23 protein-coding genes and 1 other annotated feature are annotated in these 22,604 nt (G+C 46.6%); of the genes, 8 read left to right on the top strand and 15 right to left on the bottom strand.

Annotated elements, in window-relative coordinates; translation table 11 throughout:
* Positions 1-250: 250 nt before the first annotated feature.
* The 8 genes from ACDJ59_RS00710 to ACDJ59_RS00675 form a co-directional block, all read right to left on the bottom strand.
* Complete coding sequence (locus ACDJ59_RS00710) at positions 251-1,123, bottom strand: metal ABC transporter permease (protein WP_047841304.1); 873 nt, start codon at positions 1,121-1,123, stop codon at positions 251-253.
* A complete protein-coding gene (locus ACDJ59_RS00705; RefSeq protein ID WP_017692397.1) occupies positions 1,123-2,082 on the bottom strand; it encodes a metal ABC transporter permease in 960 nt (319 codons plus the stop codon). Before ACDJ59_RS00705 ends, ACDJ59_RS00710 begins: the two co-directional genes overlap by 1 nt.
* 3 nt (positions 2,083-2,085) lie before the next feature.
* Entirely contained in the window at positions 2,086-2,907 is an 822-nt protein-coding gene (locus tag ACDJ59_RS00700; RefSeq protein ID WP_235193917.1) for a metal ABC transporter ATP-binding protein, read from the bottom strand.
* A gap of 30 nt (positions 2,908-2,937) precedes the next feature.
* Positions 2,938-3,882 (bottom strand): metal ABC transporter solute-binding protein, Zn/Mn family, encoded by a 945-nt coding sequence (locus ACDJ59_RS00695; protein WP_091037908.1) that lies wholly within the window; start codon positions 3,880-3,882, stop codon positions 2,938-2,940.
* A 238-nt stretch (positions 3,883-4,120) separates the two neighbouring features.
* Positions 4,121-6,067, bottom strand: coding sequence for a peptidoglycan D,D-transpeptidase FtsI family protein (locus ACDJ59_RS00690; RefSeq protein WP_413407294.1), 1,947 nt, complete (start codon positions 6,065-6,067; stop codon positions 4,121-4,123).
* Between the two features lie 395 nt (positions 6,068-6,462).
* Positions 6,463-8,502 (bottom strand): peptidoglycan D,D-transpeptidase FtsI family protein, encoded by a 2,040-nt coding sequence (locus ACDJ59_RS00685; protein WP_413409681.1) that lies wholly within the window; start codon positions 8,500-8,502, stop codon positions 6,463-6,465.
* A gap of 105 nt (positions 8,503-8,607) precedes the next feature.
* Positions 8,608-9,702 carry a transglutaminase domain-containing protein gene (locus tag ACDJ59_RS00680; RefSeq protein WP_413409680.1) on the bottom strand — a complete coding sequence of 365 codons (1,095 nt, stop codon included), beginning with the start codon at positions 9,700-9,702 and terminating at the stop codon, positions 8,608-8,610.
* Positions 9,703-9,771: 69 nt separating this feature from the next.
* Entirely contained in the window at positions 9,772-10,254 is a 483-nt protein-coding gene (locus tag ACDJ59_RS00675; protein WP_413407293.1) for an ATPase, read from the bottom strand.
* A gap of 190 nt (positions 10,255-10,444) precedes the next feature.
* On the opposite strand from ACDJ59_RS00675, the gene ACDJ59_RS00670 reads away from it, so the two are divergent.
* On the top strand, positions 10,445-11,620 hold the full coding sequence (locus ACDJ59_RS00670; RefSeq protein WP_413407292.1) for an MFS transporter: 1,176 nt from the start codon (positions 10,445-10,447) through the stop codon (positions 11,618-11,620).
* A gap of 531 nt (positions 11,621-12,151) precedes the next feature.
* Complete coding sequence (locus ACDJ59_RS00665; RefSeq protein ID WP_413407291.1) at positions 12,152-12,499, top strand: toprim domain-containing protein; 348 nt, start codon at positions 12,152-12,154, stop codon at positions 12,497-12,499.
* 68 nt (positions 12,500-12,567) lie between these two features.
* Here the strand turns inward: ACDJ59_RS00665 and ACDJ59_RS00660 are convergent, their stop codons facing one another.
* Complete coding sequence (locus ACDJ59_RS00660) at positions 12,568-13,179, bottom strand: SCO family protein (RefSeq protein ID WP_237178531.1); 612 nt, start codon at positions 13,177-13,179, stop codon at positions 12,568-12,570.
* Between the two features lie 422 nt (positions 13,180-13,601).
* On the opposite strand from ACDJ59_RS00660, the gene ACDJ59_RS00655 reads away from it, so the two are divergent.
* Positions 13,602-14,582: a metal-dependent hydrolase gene (locus tag ACDJ59_RS00655; RefSeq protein WP_413407290.1), complete on the top strand. Its 981-nt coding sequence runs from the start codon at positions 13,602-13,604 to the stop codon at positions 14,580-14,582.
* Between the two features lie 117 nt (positions 14,583-14,699).
* On the opposite strand, the gene ACDJ59_RS00650 is transcribed toward ACDJ59_RS00655, so the two are convergent.
* Positions 14,700-14,918 (bottom strand): alpha/beta-type small acid-soluble spore protein, encoded by a 219-nt coding sequence (locus tag ACDJ59_RS00650; RefSeq protein WP_017692386.1) that lies wholly within the window; start codon positions 14,916-14,918, stop codon positions 14,700-14,702.
* A 120-nt stretch (positions 14,919-15,038) separates the two neighbouring features.
* Here ACDJ59_RS00650 and ACDJ59_RS00645 point away from each other — a divergent pair, with 120 nt between their 5' ends.
* Positions 15,039-15,239, top strand: a complete 201-nt coding sequence (locus ACDJ59_RS00645) for a hypothetical protein (protein WP_413407289.1) — start codon at positions 15,039-15,041, stop codon at positions 15,237-15,239.
* 114 nt (positions 15,240-15,353) lie between these two features.
* On the opposite strand, the gene trpS is transcribed toward ACDJ59_RS00645, so the two are convergent.
* On the bottom strand, positions 15,354-16,346 hold the full coding sequence (gene trpS / locus ACDJ59_RS00640) for a tryptophan--tRNA ligase (protein WP_036605729.1): 993 nt from the start codon (positions 16,344-16,346) through the stop codon (positions 15,354-15,356).
* A gap of 76 nt (positions 16,347-16,422) precedes the next feature.
* Positions 16,423-16,690, bottom strand: a binding site (T-box leader).
* A 245-nt stretch (positions 16,691-16,935) separates the two neighbouring features.
* Here trpS and ACDJ59_RS00635 point away from each other — a divergent pair.
* Entirely contained in the window at positions 16,936-17,910 is a 975-nt protein-coding gene (locus tag ACDJ59_RS00635) for an aldose 1-epimerase (RefSeq protein ID WP_413407288.1), read from the top strand.
* Positions 17,911-18,115: 205 nt separating this feature from the next.
* Entirely contained in the window at positions 18,116-18,349 is a 234-nt protein-coding gene (locus ACDJ59_RS00630; protein WP_339297981.1) for an alpha/beta-type small acid-soluble spore protein, read from the top strand.
* 85 nt (positions 18,350-18,434) lie between these two features.
* On the opposite strand, the gene ACDJ59_RS00625 is transcribed toward ACDJ59_RS00630, so the two are convergent.
* Positions 18,435-18,845, bottom strand: a complete 411-nt coding sequence (locus tag ACDJ59_RS00625) for an O-methyltransferase (protein WP_405170633.1) — start codon at positions 18,843-18,845, stop codon at positions 18,435-18,437.
* Positions 18,846-19,119: 274 nt separating this feature from the next.
* Positions 19,120-20,919 carry a M3 family oligoendopeptidase gene (locus tag ACDJ59_RS00620; RefSeq protein WP_413407287.1) on the bottom strand — a complete coding sequence of 600 codons (1,800 nt, stop codon included), beginning with the start codon at positions 20,917-20,919 and terminating at the stop codon, positions 19,120-19,122.
* A gap of 118 nt (positions 20,920-21,037) precedes the next feature.
* Between ACDJ59_RS00620 and ACDJ59_RS00615 the strand changes: the two genes are divergently transcribed.
* On the top strand, positions 21,038-21,208 hold the full coding sequence (locus ACDJ59_RS00615; protein ID WP_017692379.1) for a YycC family protein: 171 nt from the start codon (positions 21,038-21,040) through the stop codon (positions 21,206-21,208).
* Positions 21,205-21,438 carry a hypothetical protein gene (locus ACDJ59_RS00610; RefSeq protein WP_017692378.1) on the top strand — a complete coding sequence of 78 codons (234 nt, stop codon included), beginning with the start codon at positions 21,205-21,207 and terminating at the stop codon, positions 21,436-21,438. The genes ACDJ59_RS00615 and ACDJ59_RS00610 overlap by 4 nt, the downstream gene beginning before the upstream one ends.
* 12 nt (positions 21,439-21,450) lie before the next feature.
* On the opposite strand, the gene ACDJ59_RS00605 is transcribed toward ACDJ59_RS00610, so the two are convergent.
* Both ACDJ59_RS00605 and ACDJ59_RS00600 read right to left on the bottom strand, forming a co-directional pair.
* Complete coding sequence (locus ACDJ59_RS00605; RefSeq protein ID WP_413407286.1) at positions 21,451-22,182, bottom strand: DUF2225 domain-containing protein; 732 nt, start codon at positions 22,180-22,182, stop codon at positions 21,451-21,453.
* A gap of 43 nt (positions 22,183-22,225) precedes the next feature.
* Complete coding sequence (locus ACDJ59_RS00600; RefSeq protein ID WP_076254602.1) at positions 22,226-22,603, bottom strand: globin; 378 nt, start codon at positions 22,601-22,603, stop codon at positions 22,226-22,228.
* Between the last annotated feature and the right edge of the window lies 1 nt (position 22,604).

The raw sequence follows: 22,604 nt of genomic DNA, 5'->3' as shown, positions 1-22,604 counted from the left end.
AAGATCGCCCGGCATCTGTAAAAACGGACGCTCCGGACGTCACAGCTAACGACATTTTACCACAGATCATCTGTATGCAACAAAATAACCCGTAATCGGCAGGATGACGCTACATTATCATTTTATATTGCATATGTTATATCCGGTTGCCCTTGTAAAAGTAATACGACCAGATACGCAAAAAACCGCCTGCGATGCAGACGGCTTAATATAATTTTGTTTATTCACCTGTTATCTACTTGAAATCCAATTAACGTGCCGCGAATTTGCGACGAGCGTAACGGAATACGATGCCATGTTTCGGTGACAGCAGCAGTGCAAGAACAAACAGAATTCCAGCAACAGCTACCATACAGCCGGCGATGGAAGCATCCAGGGCGTATGCCATGATGTAACCTCCAACCGAGGATGCTGCTCCGATTAGGACGGCATACAGTATCATTTTGCCCAGACGATCTGTGAGCAGGTAAGCCGTCGCCGCAGGTACAATCAGCATACCCACAACGAGAATCGAACCAACACTTTCAAATGAAGCTACGGACGTCATCGAAACGAGTCCCATGAGCAAATAGTGGAACAGCACTACTGGAATGCCGCAGGCCGCAGCCAGCGCCGGATCGAAGGCACACAGCTTGAACTGTTTGTAGAACAGCCCAATGACGACGAGGATGACCAGCAAAGTGATACCTAGCATCCAGACTGCTCTCGGACCGACATCCGTACCTCCAAGGGTTAGCGTATCCCACTGTACATAAGCGATCTCACCGAACAAAACACAGTCCAAATCCAGATCAATATGCTGGGCGTTCAAACTAATCAGAATGACCCCTACTGCGAAGAGTGCTGTGAACACAATTCCGATCGAGGCATCAGACGACAGTCCACCGGCCTGCAAACTCTGTATGAAGAACACCGTCAGTAGGCCAAACACCGTTGCGCCGAGCAGCATCCATAACGAATCTCTGGAACCACTCCACAGGAAAGCAATCGCAATACCGGGGAGAACCGCATGGCTGATCGCATCACCAACCAGAGCCATTCGCCGTAGAATCAGAAAACAACCGAGGATGGCGCAGGCGGAAGAAACCAATACGGCCGTTAAGATAATCCAAAACGTTGCCATTACATCTCCCCCCGTTCCTGCTGATTTCGCTGTGTGGCGAGAGTCTGAAGTGTAGCCCGCTCTTCACGCATATACGCCGATTTTGCCTGAATACTACGCAACCGTCGAGCTAATAATCCACGACGCGGAGCCAGCAAGGCTGACCCGGCAAACAACACCGTAGCCGCAAGAACGGTTACAGGTCCTGTCGGCAGATTAGGTACAAGCGTACTGAAGATGGTGCCTGTTGCACCACTCAATGCACCAAATATGCCTGCCAGTACCACCATCAGTGCAAGTGAGTCGGTCCAGCAACGTGCCGCTGCTGCTGGGGTTACCAGCAAGGCTGCAACAAGCACGACACCAACAGCCTGAATTCCGGCAACCACCGCGATCACCGTCAAGAGCAGGATGAGCTGCTCCAACATCGCAACTGGCAGTCCCATACCACGTGCAAATCCCGGGTCAAAACTCACCAGTTTGAATTCCTTGAACCAGGCAAGACAGGCAATCAGTAATACGAGACATACGCCACCCATGACATACACATCCGTCATGACCATGGATGCCGCCTGCCCAAACAAATATTTATCGAGTCCGCTTTGACTTCCGCTCGCCCCATGCTGGATGCGTGTCAGCATCACTACACCAACCCCGAAAAAGACGGTCAGCACAATTCCCATCGCCGCATCCTGCTTGATTCGGGAGTAGCGCGTAATCCACGAGATTCCGAAGGTAGCGACAATACCGGCCACCAGAGCACCGAACAGGAATAATCCGACCGACTTCGTTTCCGTCAACATAAATGCAATACAGATCCCAGGCAGAGCAGCGTGAGCAAGGGTGTCTCCCATCAGGCTCTGTTTACGAAGAAAGGTGAAGGAGCCAATAATTCCGCTACTGAATCCTAACAACAGACAGCCAAGCAATATCCAACGTGTATTGGGGTCAGATAAGATGGCAACGATCCAGTTCCACATGCACTACACCTGGCCTTTCTCCGTCCGGCTTCCGATCATCGCAATCCGGCCTCCGTACGTCTCTTGCAGTGTATCCGGTACAAATACTTCACTTGTCGGTCCACCCGCCACCAGTCGTCCATTGAGCAGCAGCACATGGTCGAAGTATTCCTCGACTGTCGCCAGATCATGGTGAACAACCAGTACGGTCTTGCCTTGTTTCTTCAACTGTTCCAAAAGCGAAATGATCGCTTTCTCTGTGGTGGCATCCACACCTGCAAATGGCTCATCCATGAAATACAGATCTGCGTCTTGCACGAGTGCCCGCGCCAGAAAGACACGTTGCTGCTGTCCACCGGACAACTGACTGATCTGGCGGTACATGTAATCACCCATGCCGACTTGCTCAAGGCAGTGTGCCGCCAGATCCCGCTCTTTTTTCCCCGGACGACGGAACCAGCCTAGATGACCATACCGTCCCATCATCACCACATCGAGTGCATGCGTTGGAAAATCCCAGTCAACCGATTCCCGTTGGGGCACATAACCGATGCGGCGACGTTGTTCCCTGTACGATTGACCGAAGATCCGTACCTCTCCATGCATCTTCGGTACCAGTCCCAGAACGGCTTTGATCAGTGTTGATTTCCCTGCGCCATTTGGGCCAAGAATACCGATGAGCTGTCCTTCAGGGATATCGAAGGATACGCTGCTAAGCACCGGCTTTTTGTGATACGCAACAGCCAGATCCCTCACACTAAGAGGAGCCGATGTTGGCTGCGTTCCTTGCAAGTGACTATTGTTCAGTTTCGTAGGAGTTTGTTTCAATAAAGTTGTATCTTCCATAATCCTGTACTCCTCTCTTCATGTGATTCATTATTTCAGTGCTTCTACAATCGTCTCAACATTGTGGCGAATCATACCGATGTATGTGCCTTCTTCCGTTCCCTCAGCCCCCATGGCATCCGAGAACAGTTCTCCGCCAATGCTGACCGTATGTCCTTTTTGAGCTGCTCCGGCAATGATGGCTTCCATCGCTTTTGCAGGTACACTCGATTCAACAAATACTGCTTTGATATGGTTATCTACGAGATAATCCCGCAGTTCGCTAACATCTTTTGCTCCGTATTCGGCTGCAGTACTGATGCCCTGAAGCCCCATCACTTTCATGCCATAAGCCTGACCGAAATATCCAAATGCATCATGCGCCGTAACCAATACCCGGCTTGCTTCCGGAATCTCCAGAATCTTCTCACGCACCTCTGCATCCAGTGCTTCGAGCTTCGCCAGATACGCCTCTGCCTGAGCCTTGTACTCTTCCGCATGGTCCGGGTCCGCCTCCACGAGCGTATCGCGTACGGCTTCTGCCGCATGCATCCAGTGGCTGACGTTAAACCAGACGTGTGGATCATATTCGGTGCCGCCTGTATCTTTGCCTGAGTGTAACTCCTCAACTGGAATAGTCTCTGTAACAGCAGTAACCAGCTTGCTTGAGGACATTTTCTCCAAAATGTCTGTCATTTTGCCTTCAAGATGCAGTCCATTATAGAAAATGACTTTTGCTTGTTCCAGCTTGCGAATATCACCTTGGGATGCCTTGTACAAGTGGGGATCAACTCCCGGGCCCATTAGCCCGGTAACATCAACATATGCCCCGCCTACCTCACGTGCTACGTCAGCGATCATTCCCGTTGTAGCGGTTACTTGTAACTTGCCACCACTGCTCGTCTCTGCATCACTGGAACATGCCGTAAGTACAACAACCAGAACCAGAGCGGCTAGCGTAATGAACCCCCTCTGAATACTCCTCATTTTCACCATTAACAATTCAATCGTCCCCTTTCCCTCTCCTAAAATACTTGTCTACATCTAATTTTGTTGTACAAGGTATTAAGTTTTAATCAAGACTAATAATGTTTCCCTTGTGCAAATTTTATCCGAAGCCAAAAAAAAAGGCAAGGGATTATTTCCCCTGCCTGTCCAAATTCATATATTGTTCACTTCATTAACCTGTTAGATATGATGGTAAAAGGGCTACATCTGCCGCGTTTCTTTTGCATTACTCTTTGTCTTTCCCTTCGCCTTTCTTACCTTTCGGCGTTCCATCGAGACCATACACTTCATCATATGCATCGAAAATTTTCCGTGCTATTGGTGAAGCACTGACTGATCCGAATCCACCTTCCGGTACAACAACGGCGACAGCAAGCTTTGGATTATCTCGTGGTGCAAAGGCAATAAATACACCATTCTCTTTTTTGTTCGGTCCGGTTCCCTGCTCTGATGTTCCTGTTTTCCGAGCATAATCGTAAGGGAAACCGTCAAATGCACTTACTTTGGTAACCATACCTTTGTGCACTTCATTCCAGTGTGCATCGGCAAAATCAACCTCATTGAGTACTTTAGGTTTAATTTCCTTCACCACATTACCATCCGCATCACGGATTTCTTTCACTAAGTGAGGCTCCATCCGTTTGCCCTTATTGGCAAGCATCGTGGTGTATTGTGCGAGTTGCATCGTGGTGTACTTGGCTTGTTGTCCAAAGGAGGCAAATGCCAAACGTGTTAGAGCTGATTCGTCTTTATTAGTATATTCTAGCCTACCCAGAAATTCATTAGGCAGATCTACACCAGTGGACACACCCAAGCCAAATTCCTTCATGTGTTTGTCCCAGATATCAATTCCTTCCGAGCCATATTTGCTTAACAAACGTTTACCTACCATATCGATCATAAACGCATTGGAGGATTTCTCAATCGCTCTTCTCGCCGTAATAGAACCATTATAAGCAGAATGCGAGTTCTTCACTTGTCGTCCGTCTTTCCCCAGGATAGCATATCCCTGATCGTGATAGGTCTGTCCTGCTGTAAATAATCCCTCTTTCAATCCAATCAGCACACTTAGCGGCTTAATTACTGATCCAAGAAGTATAACGGATTCCGCCCGACTAGGCTTGGCATCATTCGGCGGGAACGACTCGGTGGTTCCATTCCGGAATACATATTTAATTTTGTCATAATCCCAATCGTTCGGATCATAATCTGGCATACTTGCCATAGCCACCACATTACCTGTATCCACTTCCATGGCTACTGCGTATCCTGTAATTGCCTTCGGAAGTCTGCGCAATTCGTCCGTTATCGCCTCTTGTGCGGCCATCTGAATTTCCTTGTTAATGGTGGAGACCAGACTGTAGCCTTTCTCCGGTGGAGTTTGTAACATCGTTCCATCTGGCAGATTACGTGCGTCAATATCAATGGACTGATATCCGCTTCGTCCACGGAGTTCTTCCTGGTATTGAAGCTCCAGCCCATCGAAGCCAACCTTCTCTTCTTCATGGTACACAAGACCAGGATCACGCTGGGTACTTGCCCCCTCGCGGATGGCCTTATATTTGGCAATGGAATCTGGTGCTCGCTTGAACTCTCTTGTGTAACCCACAACCTGAACCGCTACGCCATCCGGGTCATATTTTCTTATGTTTTCTTCCAGCACCATAACGCCTGGATATTCTGTTTTTTTCTCCATGAAAAAGGCAATCTCTTTGGTCGATAGATCCGACTTCACAAGCCTCGGCACATACCCAAACGTTTTCTGGTAATCCAGATCCAATCGTTTGATGATCTCTTCCCCGTCCGGCTGCTCTTTATCCCCTGGATTAAACTGTTTAAACACAGCCGCCAGATCATGAGCCAGTTCCTCCGCTTCCTGCCTGCGTTCATCGTTCCGATAATCCTCATACAACAACACATAGAGGGACTGTACAGGTTCGGAATAAGCCAGCGCGACTTCCCCTGTCGCATCATAGATGGGACCACGAACAGGTGCAAGTGGAATGTCTTTGGTATTACGACTCGTTTCCATATACGTCAGTTCAGGACCCTCTACAAATTGCACAAAGGCTAATCTGAAAATAAGAATACTGAATATGACAAATGCCGCGAAAAAAAACAGATTCAGCCTTGCGGTGGAAGGCTTGTTGACGGGTGTATCTTCCTCAGTCATGGGTTTCTTCCTCAATCGGTTAAACATGTTTTAAGCCTCTCCCGTTCCTCTATAAAAATAAAATATTTAATCCGTCTTGTGAACGCGTTCAATCCGATTTTTAATCCTTTCTCAACCAAGTCTACCAAAGGTTAGCTGTCACGTCTTTCAATATTTGGTTACATTTTCGTAAACAGAACCGTTACACTACCCAATCTACCGATTCCAATGTAAACACTGACATATCAACGTTATCCCGTTCTCCGGATCGCGTTTACCCTTCCCTTATATAAACGTGGTACAGCTCATATGGTTACATATTAATGCAACTAATTAGTTCACTCTTACGATCTATTCTCCACGTAAAACAAAAAAGAGGACCCATGAAGGGTCCCCTCTGTAACCAATGCCTCACATTACTGTGTGCCTGATTCCGAATCTGAATCTTTATTTTTGTCTTTTTTTGGTACACCGTCAAGACCGAATTCCTCGTCATAGGCATCGAAGATCGCACGTGCAACCGGAGCCGCACTACTGGAACCAAAGCCCCCTTCGGGAATAACCACAGCGACAGCAAGCTTCGGATTATTACGTGGTGCATAGGCAATAAACACCCCATTATCAACGGGTTTGCCACCTACTACCTGTGTCGATGTTCCTGTTTTTCTGGCAAAGTCATAAGGGAATCCGCTAAATGCCGAAACTTCGGTGGCCATGCCTCGTTGTACTTCATTCCAATAGGCATCGTTAAACTCCACCGTGCTGAGTACCTTCGGTTTTACTTTCTCGACCACGTTGCCTTCCGAATCACGGAACTCTCTAACCAGTTGTGGCTCCATCCGCTTTCCTTTGTTCGCCAGCATTGTCGTGTACTGAGCAAGCTGCATCGTTGTATATTTTCCTTGTTGACCAAAGGAGGCATAAACCAGCTTGGTCAAAGAACTCTCGATGCTGTCCTCACCATATTCTTTGCGCCCAAGAAATTCATTAGGCAGGTCTACACCTGTGGAGATACCTAACCCAAATTTCTCCATGTATTCGTCCCACACGTCGACACCCTTTGCACCATACTTGGAGTAAAGCTTTTTACCAATTTCGTCAATCATGAACACGTTCGAGGAATGACGAATCGCATCACGAGGATACATTGCACCATACACATGCCCTGACGAGTTCTGCACTCTGCGATTGTCTCCACCAAAGGTCGTTGAACCTCTATCTGAATATACGGTATTTGTAGTGAAGAAACCTTCTTTCAAACCGATCAATACACTGAGCGGTTTAATTGTGGAACCAAGCAATACAACAGATTCCGCGCGTTTACCTGAATCGTCTGGCGGGAATCCACGAATGGTACCATTTTGATAAATATATTTTATGTTGTCGTAATCTTCAGAACTTATACCGCCAGTTCTCCATACGTTGGTATCATAGTCCGGCATACTCGCAGCAGATACGATTTTCCCGGTGTCCACTTCCATCGCAACTGCAAATCCTGTCTTGGCATTGAGATGCAATTTACCGGAAACTGGATTGCGATGGAGCCAATTCAATTGATCCAGGATGGCCTGTTCTGTTTTCACCTGAACGTTCTTGTTAATGCTGGAAATCAGGTCGTACCCTTTCTGCGGCGGGGTAGAGCCTGCTACACCTTCAGGCAAATTACGCAAATCAACATCAACCGATGTATATCCACTTTTGCCGCGGAGGGCATCCTGATATTGCAGCTCCAGTCCATCAAAACCAACGAATTCGTTCTCTGTATACACCAGGCCCGGATCCGTTTGCGTTTTATTGGCCTCGTCCACCTCTTTGTATTTGTTCAAGGACTTTGAGCTTCTGAACTTCTTCAGATAACCGATGGTCTGAACCGCTACCGTATCCGGATCATAGAATCGCACACTCTCCTCAACGATCTGAATACCTTTGAACTCGTCCTTGTGCTGTAGGAAATAAGCAACTTCTTCCTCGGACAGATCACTCTTGATCAGACGTGGCATAAAACCGTTCGCTTTACGGGAGTTCAAGTCCATCTCTTCAATAATTTTCTCCACCGTAAGTGGCTCTGAATCCTTCAGCTTGTACTGTTCAAATACATCATGCAACCGGGTTGCAATATCTTGCACTTCCCCAATATTTGGACTCGGCTGACCGCCCACATCCCCATAGTTCTTATAAAGTGTCAGGTAGAGAGACTGAATGGGCTTGGAGTACGCCAACTTCACCTCACCTGTGGAATCATAGATCGTGCCTCTCACAGGAGGAAGTGGTACATCCTTGGTAATGTTACTTGCTTCTTCCTGGCTAAGTTCAGGCCCTTCCACGAATTGCAAAAAGGCCAAGCGTACAATAATAACGCTAAAAATAACAAAGGAAGCGAAGAAAAATACGTTCATTCGGTAACTGAAGCGCCGTTTGTCCGTAAGTTCGTCCTTCTCATTGGAATGTTTTTTCATCCATCCTACCTCTTTCATGACTTGATGCATACCGTTCAATCTGATTCTTCGCGGCATGATAACCTGGCAACGTCGTCATATTCCGGACCCATGTCCGTTGTAATGCTAAGCTGATTGATCCTTTAGATGGGTGTCGGCAAAATTCGGAGGATTAAACCAGTCTCCACTGATCGCCCATGTCGGGTCAAGCGGAACCCAGCTCTCGGAACCACTCAAATACACCTCATTCCACGCATGCGGACCGTACCCTCCTTGGCCGTTATAACCAAGTCCTGTAACAACTTTGACTTCAAGTCCTTGTGAACGGGCCATCACGGCATAAAGACGGGCATAATCAATACATACGCCTTTGCGTGTATCAAATGTATTCTGTGGATTTTGTTCATGCCATATGCCCTTTTGCTCATAGTCATCCACTTTTCCAAAGTCATACTGAATACGTGAACCTACCCAGTCGTATAGCGCTCTTGCTTTGGCTTCATCTGTCGATTGGCCTTTGACAATCTCACTCGCTGCTGATTCAATATCCGTCGGAATATTGTGGTCGATGACTTCATATTTGCGTTGCAGGATGCCGCCCAGTTCCTGCTGCACAGCCTGCGTAAAGACGGGTAGCTTGTCCTTAATAAACGTGCCAGACAATGGTTCGATAACCGATTTGGCCCCTTGCATATAGATCGGGGATGCTTCCACATATCGGCTGAACATGCTTCCAGGGTAAAGACTGACAATCATGAACAAAACTGCGATGACAATCATTCCGCGGACGGAGCCTATGATCGTGCCAATGAATGCACCCGTCAAGCGACTAAACATACCTTTAGGCGCACTTTCCTCGGCTGACCTCTGCCTGCTGCTAAAAATAAATGAAGAGAGAAACCCGAGAATCAGTCGGATGAGTCCATAGCTAAGTACAAATAATACAGCGAACCGCATCAGCGGAAAATCTGCAATCGCCGTAACCAACGTATAATACATCTGTTCCCACCGGTTCAACTCACGGTTAGGCATGGCTGAAGCATACTCAGACAGCCACTGCTGTACATATGGCGCAAGCCACAACGTTAAACCGATCGACAACAGAATACCAATGACCGCCATAATGCCATCCATCAGGTACCCAAAGAGTCTGCCTGCTGAACGCGAAGCCCCTCTGGACCAACCCTGCAATAATGAAGCAGCCACAATCAGCAACAGCATAATCGTGATGCCATTCAATTCCTTCAGGCTGTCCAGCCAATTCTGCAGCACGTACCGATTCCCCCTTTACTACGATGCTGGTGCTGTTTTGTTCTCCTGTGCCTGTTCGACAAACGTACGTATAGTTTCATTGTCGAGTTTCCATTCGCCAAGTGAAATTCCGCGGAAGGTCACATCAACTTTATCCGATTGAGTTCTGCCCTTAATCTCCACATTGGGACTTGTGATGGTGAACGCTCCATCCTGTCCTTTGACGTATTTCGCTTTGGAAGCCTCCTTCAGCATCATGCTGGTTGCTTCCTTCTTCAATGTTTCCATCGTGCTGGATTGTACGTCTGTCACTGTCTGTTTGATCTGATCAATGGAGATGCCGCTGTATATCAGTAGAGCCGCAATAATGATGATGGCAATCGCCCATTTCAATACGGTTTTGACCACATTCAGAACAAAGAACAATATGATCAATGCAACCACGATCACCAGCCAGTTCTGCATCACAAACTCTTTGATTACTTCTATGTTCATGACTACACCTTCCGTATTAGAATTCATTCGTAACACTCCCGAATATTATACATGATTTCCGAAGCTGCTGTCAGCTAAGCCCTCTCCCTTAAAAATAAACGGTCTAAGTTCGTCCCGCCGGGCGTACAAGTAGTACCATGAGGTTCTGCCGGGCGAACGGGGAACACGTTCAAGACCTGTAGTTTGAACATGCATCGCTTAACAAGGAGGGGCTTATGTGAAAACGGCCATCTGGCTATACCTGTTTTTGTTCCTTGCCGTATTTGATTTGCACGCCCAGTATCCCATTCTGACCCCTTTTGCCATCTCGCTGGGAGCCGCCCCTACTTTCATTGGCTGGATGATGGGCATCTATTCCTTAACACATCTTCCTGGCAATCTGATTGCTGGAACACAAATCGATAAACATGGCAGTCGCCGCTACATTGTATTCAGTCTGCTCGGTGCAGGATTCATCCTGCTCCTGCAAGCCTATGTCCAGACACCATGGCAACTGCTCGCGCTGCGTTCCATCAGCGGTTTTGTACTGGCCTTCCTGTCTCCTGCATGTCTCGCTCTGCTTGCACAGTTATCCAGCGATCCGGTGAAACAGGGGAAGTATATGTCGGGTCACGGGGTAGTGCATACCCTCGCGTCTGTCGTATCACCAGCAGCCGGTGCGATCATTGTGGGTTCCATGGGATTTTCTGCTACATTCTCAGGATTGGGCTATCTGCTTATTCTCACAGGTGTCATTGCTTTCATGACCATGCCTCGTGGTATCGTCAAACAGCATGAGAAAGTAACGGTACCTGCTAAACCTGACGCTTCACCAGCAGATGCCACAAGTGCATTCCTGCCGGTGTCTTGGCGATACTTTGCCTTGCCTCTGGTGATTGCCTGTGCTCAAGGGATTCTCTTCTTCGAATTACCCCTGCGGGGCGGAGGACAATCGTCCATCATGTCTACCGGACTGCTGTTCTCTATTATCAGTATTGGGGCACTCTTCACACTCAGCATGTTATTCCTCAACCGATATTCCCCCAAGCTGCGTCTGGTTGCGGGCGTGCTGTTAATGTCCTTGTGTTTTTTTGTGATGGCAGCCATTCCGCAAGTTCCGTTGTCTACTGTATTGTTTGTACTTGGGATGTCCAAAGGTATCATCTTTCCAGCTATGGCAACCCTATTTATCCGTCTGAGCGGAGGAAGCAAGTTGGGCCGCATTTTCTCGTTGCAATCCATTGCCACCTCCATCGGCTCTTTCATCGGCCCCATCACAGCTGGACAACTTCGTATCGGGTTATCACCCTATTTCATCGCCTTTGTTTTATTAATGATTGGTATGCTGCTGCTTCCATACTATACATCCAGACGCGAAGCTTCCCTGTCCGATCCGAAAAGTATATTAAATTAGGCCTGTATCAAGCTCTTCTTCCCTACTGTTATGACAGCAATTAGGTCTGTATTTTCATTAGCTTTGCATCATTCCCCCATTTACAGCTAAACTATATAAAATGGACTAACGTTTTACACATTGATAAAAGCTAACTGGGAAATCTATCTTTTACAATCACCGAAGGTTTTATCTTATTGAAGATCATTAAGGTTGAACAATTAGCCAAAAGTAGTGAAGGGGACGGAATCGATTTTGAAGAAGCGGTAGCGTTCGCCTTTGTCTCCAAATATTAACTTTATAAAAGTAAATCAGAAATATATGGAGACAACAGCGATCGTAAGAACGATCCGTAACCGGAACGGCCACTGCAAGCTATTACTGACCTAATGATGCACATGAGATAAGATTTCAGAGAATTGTCTTGATGAGTTGTTCTATCCAGTTAGCAGTCGTGTAAAGAAAGGAGTCCATTTTATATAATCAGTCGATTTTCGCTGCAACATTTCCCGGGGAATGTCGACATAAGCTCTCGAACAAGAGGTGAATATCATGCCTATTCATGTCATTGTGGAAGGTAAGAATGACCGAAGCAAACTGAAACGTTTGGTTGGACCCGAAATCAACATTCTATGTACGTTTGGAACACTTAATTCCCTCAAGCTGGAGACCCTGCGCAAGCAAATCGGTTACGATGAAGTCTTTTTATTTATGGATAATGACAGTTCCGGCAAAAAAATTAGAGGTGTACTTCGGGATGCTTTCCCGGATGCAGTACAGATGTATACACGACGAGGATATGCGGGTGTGGAAGGAACACCTGATGAGTATATCATTGCCCAGCTGGAGAAAGCAGGGTTAGAGACATACATCCAATACCCTGAACATCCTTCCTTTTAAAATGAAATACCAAAAGGCTGCCTTGGGTTGATATCCAAGGCAGCCTTTACAATATGAGTATCAGAGGATTATTCCTTAATCAGATTGCGAATATCCTCGGCAATGACAGCTGGCACAACGTCCTCTGTATTAAATGCGTTATATACCTTGCGCAGCTGGTTATTCTCATCCACCAACCCGATCATGTTCATATGGGCAAAATCGTCCTTATTCTCCCCTTCGATCAGGATCTGGAATGAATCCCTGGCCAACTGTTTGGTTTTGTCCATATCCCCTCGCAAGAAGTACCATCCGGAATAATCCGCGTGGAAGCGGTCCGCAAACGTCTTAATCTTCTCTCTTGTATCGACTTTCGGGTCGAATGAAATAGATACAAATGAGACATCTTTACCGAAGCTGTCGTCCTCTTTCAACAGATCCTGCACCTGGGATAACGTAAAGGTCGTAATCGGGCAGACATCCGGACAACTGGTGAAATAAAAGTAGAACAATCGGACTTTCCCTTGCGTATCCTCCAGTGATACCGTACTGCCATCTACATTTTCCATAGAAAAGGATTGGATTTCACGAATCTCGGGTAATTTTTCCTTACTGGCAAATACGGTGCCCCACATCAGATACACAGCCATTATCAGTGCGAGCCCGAGCAGCATCCATGTCCATTTGTACTTTTTCAGCATCTTCCTCGTCCCTTCTGTATCTTCTTATGAATACGCATACATATGTGAACCCAAAATCACGTTTGTTTACGCTTTATCCATCTACTGTGACATATGTATTCAAAGAAACCTACTTTTTATGAGATTCTATATTATTGTAACGGTTAATAGGAACAATGCCCATAAATATTTATGAACATAACCAACCGCGTATTCTCTGACGCAACTTCTCTCAGTGTCCGATATAAAGTTTATCATAGGAAATGCCAAAATAGTTTGACAAACTACGTACATTTATTGGGTATGGCACAGGAAATTGTCATAACTTTGAAATTAGGGATGTTTTGCATCCTGACAAACGGATATTATACACTATATATGGGTATCACCTAGATAGAGAAGTAATATGCCTTAGAACGATACACCACACAAAGGAGACGTTTATGGATACCTCTACACATTTTGTCATGGGGATTGGTCTAGCCGGTCTGGCTTATGTCGATCCTGTCGTCGCGGCGAGTCCCATGCTTGCAGCTGCGGTAATGATTGGCACGATCGCCGGTTCCCAGGCCCCTGACATTGATACTGCGTTACGTCTCAAAAGCAATTCGCTTTACATTCGGAATCATCGGGGCTTGTCACACTCTCTGCCATTTCTCCTGTTATGGGTTTTGCTCATCACCGGCGTCATTGCACTGATATTCCCTGGTGTCCCTATTGGACACGTTGCCACCTGGACCGCTGTGGCCGTAGGCTTTCACGTATTCACCGATCTGTTCAACACCTATGGAACCCAAGCCGCCCGGCCTTTTACGGAACGCTGGATTGCCTGGAACATCATTCATATTTTTGATCCGTTTCTATTCACTACACATGTCATAGCTATCCTGTTATGGGCCTTTGATCTGATCGCCCCTGCACCACTCTTCGTTACGTTGTATAGTTTGACCGGTTTATATTATATATGGCGAACGATTGCTCGTGCACAAGCAGTCAGAAAAGTTAGACGTCTCGACAACAGCCCAGAACAGGCAAGATACATCGTCATTCCAACGATATCCTGGAACCGCTGGCATGTGGTCAAACGAGTTGAGGACGGCAGTTATGTGATCGGTAAAATGGATGGTTCTAATCTGGTATGGAGTCTGCACGCTTCGTCTTCTACTCATGCGGCCGTTGCTGCTTCACGCAAATCACCGGAAGTCAGTGCCTTCCTCTATTTCACCTCCTATGCGGTGGCAGAGGTTGAAGAACTGCCTGCCGGTTACAAGGTCCGCTGGGCAGATGTACGTTATCGACACCGGAAACAATATCCATTTGTCGCTGTAATTGTGATGGATCGGAATTTTGAGACGATTGATACGTATGTAGGCTGGTTAAGCGATGAGAAAATGGATAAAAAACTTTTATCTGCACGCCCTTGACGAAGTGAGCATGGCAAGGCACAATCAGACATAGGAACTGATACGCGAGAAAGCCCGGAGCGTTTCCGCTCCGGGCTTTCCGTTTATCCTGTTTTGTTGCTGTTGGTTTAAAATAAATTATTTGCCAGACCCAGCCAGAGACTGCTCAGCGATTTGTACCAGACGTTTGGTGATATATCCACCCAAAGATCCTGTTTCACGGGAAGTGTAGTTACCATAGTAACCGTCTTGTGGGATAGTTACACCCAGTTCCTGTGCAGCCTCGATTTTCAATTGTTGCAGTGCTGAATTTGCCTGAGGTACCACCAAGTTGTTAGAACGAGATCCTTGAGCCATATTTATAATCTCCCTTCAATCTGTGTCTGTAATGTAATTGCAAGCTTGCAAGATTATTATGGCTCGTAGGCTACAGGTTATACGGAGTTTTACTAAATTTGTAGATGGAGGTTTTTCCCAATGAGTAAAGGCTTGTCCCTATGGTTCGCATTCTCTTCGATTGTCTTGTTAACGGTTTCAGCAATTATGATCTCCTACTCCGGTTGGTTTGCTGCACTACTGTTTGTCCTGTCCATTGCCAACATTGGCTGGGGATTTGTGATTCGCGCCAAAAAAGAACGTCAGGAAGTTCGCTCGGCTGCTTCAGAGCCCACTTCTTGAGCAGGTCATTTGATAGTTCAATAATGAACGCACAAATAAAGAGGAGTCCTTCAATAGGGCTCCTCTTTATTTATGTTAACTATTCATTGCATGAAATGAAGATCTTGTTCAGGACTACTGTTTACGTCTCGGAACAAATCCCATACGTTCTTTCACTGCATCCAACGTTTGAGCAGCAACTTCTTCTGCACGGCGGGCTGACGTATCCAGAACATCCGCCAATTCGCCAGACTCACGAATCTCATTATATCGTTGTTGCAGCGGTTCAATCACAGATACAACCACTTCAGCCAGTTCCTTTTTGAACGGACCGTACATCTTGCCTTCATAACGCTCAGCTACTTCCTTAAGCGTCATACCTGCACATTCAGCATAGATACTCATCAGATTGCTGACTTCCGGTTTGTTTGCCGGATCATATACGACTTCACGTCCCGAATCTGTAGTGGCACGACTGATTTTTTTGCGAATCACATCCGGCGGATCCAGCAGGGCAATATAACTGCCAGCGTTAGGGTTACTTTTGCTCATTTTCGAAGAGGCATCATCAAGTGACATTACCCGTGCACCTACCTGTGGGATATACGGATCTGGAATGGTGAAGTACTCCCCATAACGGTGGTTAAAACGTCCTGCCAGATCACGTGTCAGTTCCAGATGCTGCTTCTGGTCCTCACCTACTGGCACAAGGTCAGCATTGTATAACAAAATATCAGCCGCCATTAATGATGGATACACAAACAGTCCGGCACCAACGGAATCTTTACCGGATGATTTATCCTTAAACTGAGTCATGCGTTCTAGCTCACCCATGGAGGTCAGCGTTGTCATCAACCAGCCCAATTCCGCGTGCTGCGGTACATGGGATTGCAGAAATACGTTAGATTTCGAAGGATCAATGCCTGCTGCAATAAACAGCGCAGCTACCGCTTCCGACTGTTCACGCAATGCTGCTGGCTCCTGAGCCACGGTGATGGCATGAAGATCAACCACCATGAAATGACATTGATAGTCATGCTGGAGTTTCACAAAATTTTTGATTGCACCGATATAGTTGCCCAATGTGAGCTTACCGCTTGGCTGAATACCTGAAAGTACTGTTTTCATTACACATAACGCCTCCCTGATTGTATATAAAAAAAACTCCTGCCATTCTCTGCGAACGCAAAAAGGCCCCACATCCGCAAGGGACGTGAGACCGTGGTGCCACCCTTATTCGCTTTTCTTCGATTGCTCCTGACCCTGAATCAAGTCAAGCCGAAGAAATGCCTTCATTGTTCCGTAACGTGGATTATACGGCAGACTCTAGTGGGGCAAGCTCATCTCTGGCTTAACCTGTTCAAACCTACACTCAAGGGTCCATTCGGTAAAGAGCTCACACCGGTTCACATCAACCACCGGCTTTCTGAAGAGGATTCTCTTGGCCTACTTATCCCTGTCATCGATTTCATGTCATTCAATTCTAATAAATGCTTTTAGAGTTCCATCTTAATGCGCACAGGCGTGAATGTCAAAATGAGTTGAACTTTTTTACCCGAGACATCAAAATCTGTTATGATGGAATTGCTTATCCTGTTGCCTGCTTCACACGAAATAGCGCAGGAAATCGCTGGCATGTACACAACGACACGCCTGCAGCAGTAGCTTCATCACAACTGCTTGCAGACAGATTTCAAGTGGGAAAAGGAGCATCGATATGAAACAAGTGACCAAAGGCCAATGGAATGGTTACGACACGTATATCCTACATAGCCGTGAATTGGAAATCACCCTGCTGCCGCGTCTTGGAAATAATATTATTTCTATTCGCGATTTAGTGCAGGACAGAGATGTCGTCCGCCGTCCGGATGAAGACGATCTTGCCTTTTATCTGCAGAAGCCGTACCATTTTGGCGTTCCTCTCCTGATTCCACCAGGGCGCATTCATCGTGGACAATTCGAATATGAAGGCGTTCGTTACCAATTTGATCAGAACACGGCGAATGACAACCATATTCACGGTCTCCACCGTACCCAATCCTGGTGTGTCAGTGACATTGAGGAAGATGAAGACGGCTGTGCAATTACGACTGAATTACTGACCGAAAATGAAGAGCATTGGATGGCCCAATTCCCGATTCCCCTAAAACTTGAGATGACGTTCAGTCTGCAAAACGCTGTATTTAGCCAGCGTCTGCGAGTCACCAATTTGAGCTCAACGCCTGCTCCTTTTGGGATGGGATATCATACATGGTTTTTGTTAGACGGCAAACCTGCCGACTGGACACTGCAACTGCCTGTTTCCGGAATATACGGACAGAATGAAGAACAACTACCGACAGGTGAACTGGAATCCCTAGGTGAATGCTCTGCTCTGAACGAAGGCATCAATTTGCAGGGACTTAACTGGGATACCCTGTTGAAAGCTACCGAAGGTGAACTGGCTACGGCTTACTTACGCAGGCAAGATGGTTATACATTGAAATATTCAGCAGATGAAGCATTTTTCAAACATTGGGTTCTCTTTACCAAAGGTGAATCTGATCAGTTCTTGTGCATTGAACCGTACACTTGGCTACCGGATGCACCTAATTTGGCTTTATCGGATGAACAAACCGGGTTGATTCGCTTGGAACCGGAACAGCCTGTTGAGTTATTTTCACGTATTGAGGTTATACCTCCGACAGACTAAGCGAGCTGATCATCCTCTACTTTGCTTTTACGCATATCACCCTATATTTTGATATCCAAATACAACTTGTCGACCCGCATTGGGTCGGCTTTTTTATGTGTCCTGTGCACTGATAGTTATCCATATTTTCCCTTACACCATATCATGTATATTTCCTTATTCTCTAACCATACTAACATCACCAACCCATAAGGAGGTGACACATATGTACGGAAATCAAAACCAAGGTAGCGGTAGCCGCTCCAACAACCTGGTCGTTCCCCAAGCAACAGCAGCATTGCAACAATTGAAAATTGAAGCTGCTCAAGAGCTGGGTGTAACTATTCCACAAGATGGTTACTACGGTAACTATACTTCCCGTGAGACAGGTTCTCTGGGTGGATACATCACTAAACGTCTGGTGCAAATCGCTGAGCAGCAATTATCGGGTCGTTCGTAAGCTCGTAATTATTGCTTGAGCCTAAGCAGAATCCAAAAGTAAAAGCGGCCTTCTTCGGAAGTGCCGCTTTCTCTTGTTCAACGAATTATGAGGTCGACTCCATATCTGAATCCTTGTATGTATTGGTTCTAGGGTAACGAATCATCAGGCTCGCCATATTGTAATTAGACTCCATTGTTGCATCTACCAAAATCATACCTTGTCTTACTGTGAAGTCGTACGATATTTCGCCATGCGTCCAATTGCGTTTGAATTTCAACGTCTCCAGTGCCATTGCCCGGAAAGAAGTTCTCTGGGTTTCGTTTAGCCCCCCTTCCTCCACAGCCATCTGCCCATCTCGTCCAGCTATCGGATTATGTCGAATACCGAATTTCCCAATTACGTTGTTTCGTATTTGCACAAAAACTACCCCTGAATCTAACCCTGATAACTCATGATCAAGTTCTTTGAATACCAGATCCAACTGTCTCGCTAATGAAAGCTCATCAATTTTCATATTAACACTCTCCTTATATGCTTATAGTCCTATACAGCAAGGACTTACGACTCATTATATGACATCATATGTGCTCATTCAACAAAGAACGGCAAAGTTGGGTATTTCTAACTATGATTTGCACAATTAATTGCCATTCCACTCCCTTAAACTGAGCTTTTTCACTTAATTACGACAAAATCTTTGAGAATCAAAAATGAGGATTCTGTACAAAAAAAGGCTGCAATCCTGTGTCTGTTAACACGGAATTGCAGCCTTTTCATATATATTCAACCTATTTTTCGGTTGCTGTCATCTGCAGAAACTGCTCAATATCGGCAATAACCAAGTCCGCAGCATTTTGCCAGAATTCCGGTTGTGTCAGGTCCGTACCCAGATGTTTCTGGGCAAGTTCTTCGACCGTCATACGCCCGGTATCCCGCAACAAATCATCGTATTTATCTGCAAATGCTGTACCTTCCTGCTGTGCTCTTGCATAGATTCCCGCACTGAACATATAACCGAACGTGTATGGGAAATTATAAAATGGCACACCAGTCAGATAGAAATGCAGTTTGGATGCCCAGAAATGAGGATGATCTGATGCAAGTACACCGCAGAATGCTTCCTGCTGGGCCTCCACCATTAATTTGGATAATTCATCCGCGTTGACCAAGCCTTTTTTGCGTTGTTCATAGAAACGATTCTCAAACAGGAACCGGGCATGGATGTTCATAAAGAAAGCCACACTTCGCTGTATCTTGTCTTCCAGCAAAGCCAGCTTCTCTTGCTCATCTGTTGCCGCCTGCACCAGAGCATCTGCTACAATCAATTCAGCAAACGTGGACGCTGTCTCAGCCACATTCATCGCATAACGTTGATTCAATGCAGGCAGCTCTTCCATAATGTGTTGATGATATCCATGACCAAGTTCATGCGCAAGAGTCGACACATTAGATGGTGTCCCAGAGAAGGTCATGAAAATTCGGGTTGCTTTGCTAAGTGGCAAAGACGTACAGAATCCGCCTGGACGTTTGCCAGGACGGTCTTCTGCTTCGATCCAGCGTTTCTCAAAAGCCATCTCTGCAAACGAGGAAAGTTTAGGACTGAACTTGGCAAACTGTTCAACAATATTGATGGCTGCCTCATCGTAAGTGATTTTGCCACTCGATTTACCTACAGGTGCATCTACGTCGCTCCAGCTGAGCTTGTCTACCCCCAGCAGTTCTGCCTTGCGCTCCAGATATTGAACAAGCGCAGGTTTGGCACCGTTAATCACATCCCACATCGTATCCAGTGTCTGACGTGACATCCGGTTGATGGCCAGAGGTTCTTTGAGGATATCATCCCAGCCACGTTTCTCATATAACTTCAGACGGAATCCCGCGAGGTGATTCAGCGTGTCAGCGCAGAAATCTTCGACATCGGTCCAAGCCTGCTCCCAGTTTGCGAATACCGTCTCGCGTACATTCCGATCACTATCGCTCAGCTTGTTGGCAGCCTGTCCTGCGGAGAGCATCACCGTTTCCCCATCTTGCTCAAATGGAATGTTCACCTTGCTGACAATTGTGTTGTAGAATTTGCCCCAACCATGGTAACCATCCACACCCAGATCCAGAGCAAGGCCTTCCAGTTCCGGCGACAGCTTCTCACGAGCCAACGTGCGACTCTCGTTCAGTACAAATGCCAGCGGCTGAATATCTTCCCGAGCAATCCAAGCGTCCCACACCAAATCTGATGTCTGACTGAGTGTATTATCGAACTTCGACTTACTGCCGTTCAGCATCGCACCAAGGGAACTGATGGCGCCTTGAAGCTGCGTTGCCTTTTTGTCCTTCTGGTTTTGCGATGAGAGGCAGGATACAAACGCAGAACCTTCCGATACGCGCATATAACAGCTTTGCAGCAGTTCCAAAATGGGATCAAACGCAGCCGTCTCTTCTAATGAAGTCGGTGCAGGTGTTTCGTTCAACAGATGTTGCAGTTTACGTACATCCTCTTCCAGTTCAATCAGATACGCAGCGAATGTCTCGGAGGAAGAACCACCACTAAAAATGGACTCCAGATCCCATACGGGGTGTAATGGCGTTTTCATTTAATAAGGCACCTCTCTCTATAAATTGGATGGTTAGGATTGAATTAAAAACTGGTTTTATGCGTGCCATATCTCTATACTAGAGAAATACTTATAGCAACTTTCAGGAGGTGAACGTATGAAACCTTTACAAGTATCGGCTGATACAGCCGTCAAATTAGCAGAATCCCTGGGCGTACCTTTGGAGCACCTGATGCACATGCCCCAACATATCCTGATGCAGAAGATTGCGGAACTCGCCAAACAAGAAGCCTCCAAACCTTCCGCACCAGAAGGCGAACAAGAATGATTCCGTTTGAGAACAGCTGGCCTTACGATATTGTGATGGGAGACATCTATGTACAGCAATGTCCCTACTGTCATGCAAGCAACGTGCTGCTCCCCCTCAAACCCAAAGAGCTTGTGCTCATTCGCGAAGGCAAAAAGAAATTACTGGTCTTTCCCTGCTGTAATACAAGCATGACCGTGATCGACAACGACAGTGACTATTTGTTATCCAGCCGTCCTGTCCGTAACTAATGTAAGATCAACCTAGAGGGGGCTGCGCTTCGCAGCCTCTTTGTCTGTTTCCAGCATCTCTTCAGGGAGTTCCAGCTTACTTGAAATCATCTGCTCACGCAGCACGGCCCACTGTTCCCTTGAAGCACGAATCATGGCCGCATCTGTGATCCGCTTGTCATGAATGACCTTGCTGAACCATTGCACTGCTTCATTAAACCGTCCTACCCTGCGGTTCAATTCCCCGAGCAAATACAACAGTTTGGCTTCATTGCCACCCGTTCCTTCACGTTCGAACACCTTCACATAGGCTTCCAGGCTAAATTCAAGAAAACGATGTTCCTGTGTATGGTCCTCCATATAACGATACAACCAAGCTATATGATGCAACAGACCAGCGACGACACGATCTTTCTCCTGGATAACCTGCGCGCACAGCAAGGCAAGCTTGTACGTTGCCAGCGCCTGTTCCAGTGTTCGTGCTCCGCTATAATCACGTTTAACCCAGCGGTTACCGATCTGTTCCTTAAAAGCCTTGCGCTGAACATCATTTAAATGCTCCGTTGCGTTCTCCGTCGTGGCAAACCCGCACTGCGGACAGATGCGAACCACATAAAAATCTGGATTCTCCAGCTTGTAGTAAGCACAAAAATCCGAATCCGTCCGGTAGGGCCTTTTCAAACTCGGTCTTACCCTTGAGGTTTCATACTCGGTTTCGCAATAATGGCAGGTCACTTTCACCTTATACAGCGGCTCTAATTCCAATCTCTTCCATCCCTCTCCCGTACGCTTATAATCATATTCGGATCTACGGTGTATTCACAAAATGATGTGCAGGCCCGGATAAACGCTGCAGGATAAACGCATGCAAGGGCTCCTCCACACCAATCTGTGTTAAGGCTTGATCCATACATGCAAGCCACGCCTCAGCCCGTTCAACCGTCACTTCAAAGTGCATATGACGGGCACGCATCATTGGATGTCCAAACGCCTCGGAAAACAGCCCTGGTCCTCCGAAAAACTGAGACAAAAACATATACTGCTTGTCGATGACCGGCTGAATATCTTCCGGGAAAAGCGGAGCCAGCTGCTCATTCTGCTGAACGATCGGATAGAAAGCCTCGACCAATGCGCGAACACCTTTCTCACCGCCAAGATTGTCATAAATACTCAAACTGGGATTCATT

The organism is Paenibacillus amylolyticus, assembly GCF_047302515.1.
Classification (GTDB): domain Bacteria; phylum Bacillota; class Bacilli; order Paenibacillales; family Paenibacillaceae; genus Paenibacillus; species Paenibacillus amylolyticus_G.
This window is presented reverse-complemented; position numbering and strand designations above follow the sequence as displayed.

Excerpts from the sequence above, each read along its gene's own strand:
- ACDJ59_RS00685 (WP_413409681.1), bottom strand. The coding sequence starts at position 8,502 with ATGAAAAAACATTCCAATGAGAAGGACGAACTTACGGACAAACGGCGC.
- trpS (WP_036605729.1), bottom strand. The coding sequence starts at position 16,346 with ATGAAAACAGTACTTTCAGGTATTCAGCCAAGCGGTAAGCTCACATTG.
- ACDJ59_RS00680 (WP_413409680.1), bottom strand. The coding sequence starts at position 9,702 with ATGCTGTTGCTGATTGTGGCTGCTTCATTATTGCAGGGTTGGTCCAGA.
- ACDJ59_RS00665 (WP_413407291.1), top strand. The coding sequence starts at position 12,152 with ATGCCTATTCATGTCATTGTGGAAGGTAAGAATGACCGAAGCAAACTG.
- ACDJ59_RS00660 (WP_237178531.1), bottom strand. The coding sequence starts at position 13,179 with ATGCTGAAAAAGTACAAATGGACATGGATGCTGCTCGGGCTCGCACTG.
- ACDJ59_RS00630 (WP_339297981.1), top strand. The coding sequence starts at position 18,116 with ATGTACGGAAATCAAAACCAAGGTAGCGGTAGCCGCTCCAACAACCTG.
- ACDJ59_RS00635 (WP_413407288.1), top strand. The coding sequence starts at position 16,936 with ATGAAACAAGTGACCAAAGGCCAATGGAATGGTTACGACACGTATATC.
- ACDJ59_RS00645 (WP_413407289.1), top strand. The coding sequence starts at position 15,039 with ATGAGTAAAGGCTTGTCCCTATGGTTCGCATTCTCTTCGATTGTCTTG.
- ACDJ59_RS00650 (WP_017692386.1), bottom strand. The coding sequence starts at position 14,918 with ATGGCTCAAGGATCTCGTTCTAACAACTTGGTGGTACCTCAGGCAAAT.
- ACDJ59_RS00600 (WP_076254602.1), bottom strand. The coding sequence starts at position 22,603 with ATGAATCCCAGTTTGAGTATTTATGACAATCTTGGCGGTGAGAAAGGT.
- ACDJ59_RS00695 (WP_091037908.1), bottom strand. The coding sequence starts at position 3,882 with ATGGTGAAAATGAGGAGTATTCAGAGGGGGTTCATTACGCTAGCCGCT.
- ACDJ59_RS00705 (WP_017692397.1), bottom strand. The coding sequence starts at position 2,082 with ATGTGGAACTGGATCGTTGCCATCTTATCTGACCCCAATACACGTTGG.
- ACDJ59_RS00675 (WP_413407293.1), bottom strand. The coding sequence starts at position 10,254 with ATGAATTCTAATACGGAAGGTGTAGTCATGAACATAGAAGTAATCAAA.
- ACDJ59_RS00700 (WP_235193917.1), bottom strand. The coding sequence starts at position 2,907 with ATGGAAGATACAACTTTATTGAAACAAACTCCTACGAAACTGAACAAT.
- ACDJ59_RS00625 (WP_405170633.1), bottom strand. The coding sequence starts at position 18,845 with ATGAAAATTGATGAGCTTTCATTAGCGAGACAGTTGGATCTGGTATTC.
- ACDJ59_RS00620 (WP_413407287.1), bottom strand. The coding sequence starts at position 20,919 with ATGAAAACGCCATTACACCCCGTATGGGATCTGGAGTCCATTTTTAGT.
- ACDJ59_RS00615 (WP_017692379.1), top strand. The coding sequence starts at position 21,038 with ATGAAACCTTTACAAGTATCGGCTGATACAGCCGTCAAATTAGCAGAA.
- ACDJ59_RS00610 (WP_017692378.1), top strand. The coding sequence starts at position 21,205 with ATGATTCCGTTTGAGAACAGCTGGCCTTACGATATTGTGATGGGAGAC.
- ACDJ59_RS00710 (WP_047841304.1), bottom strand. The coding sequence starts at position 1,123 with ATGGCAACGTTTTGGATTATCTTAACGGCCGTATTGGTTTCTTCCGCC.
- ACDJ59_RS00655 (WP_413407290.1), top strand. The coding sequence starts at position 13,602 with ATGGATACCTCTACACATTTTGTCATGGGGATTGGTCTAGCCGGTCTG.
- ACDJ59_RS00690 (WP_413407294.1), bottom strand. The coding sequence starts at position 6,067 with ATGACTGAGGAAGATACACCCGTCAACAAGCCTTCCACCGCAAGGCTG.